1 protein-coding gene is annotated in these 836 nt (G+C 44.6%); it reads right to left on the reverse strand.

Features of this window, described 5'->3' with window-relative positions:
- Positions 1–134: 134 nt before the first annotated feature.
- Positions 135–836: HD-GYP domain-containing protein (locus A3738_RS25615; protein WP_231876764.1), on the reverse strand; the 702-nt coding region annotated here is incomplete at its 5' end.

Genomic DNA, 836 nt, shown 5'->3' on the forward strand with positions numbered 1-836 from the left:
CTCTAACAAGACGATCCTGCCAAGAGAGAACTGTTCAATAACTGGATTCAAGTCTTGCGGGCTGACCTGTGTGAAAACTGCCATGAAAAGTGACCAAACTAATAAAAATAAAGACGTTCAAAACAAAGACTTTTTTAAGCCGTTATCAACGCGTTCAGTTGCTGAATGTGCGATTCATTCATCGCTTCAATCGAATCTGGAGCAATATACTCACTTTGCGAAGAAACCGCATCTTTTGTAGGGATTTCTAGTTCCAAGCCATCGCTCAACGAAATAGCACGATAACTCCCCAAAGAACGCCCCGGCTCTAAGATAAGCAACGCTCGACCAGAACTCGATTTCACATGCAAGCCAGAGGGAACATTCCCCAGCAAGGCTAAGAATGCGTCTGTTAGGCTTTCATCGAATTGCTCACCTTTACACTGAACAAGAATTTTCATCGCATCGTCGATAGACCGAGCCGATGCGTAGGCCCTTTCGCTCGTCATTGCATCGAAAGCATCTGTAATCGCAATTAACTTCGCAGAAAGCGGAATCTGATCAGCCGTTAATCCCTGAGGATACCCTTGCCCATCAATACGTTCGTGGTGGCTAACCACGATATCAATGACAGATGCATCTACATCACTAAGTTGCTGAAGTAATTTTCTTCCCTCCAAAGGATGCACTCGAATCACTGCATACTCCGCGCTCGTTAATGCCCCTTCTTTATTGAGAATCGATGAGGGAATCATCACTTTACCGACATCACTCAATAACGCAGATAGCCCTAATTTCAAGGTTTCTCGACTATCCCATTTCAATGCCGAAGCTAAACTCATCGATAACACCGTCGT

Source organism: Oleiphilus sp. HI0066 (assembly GCF_001635725.1).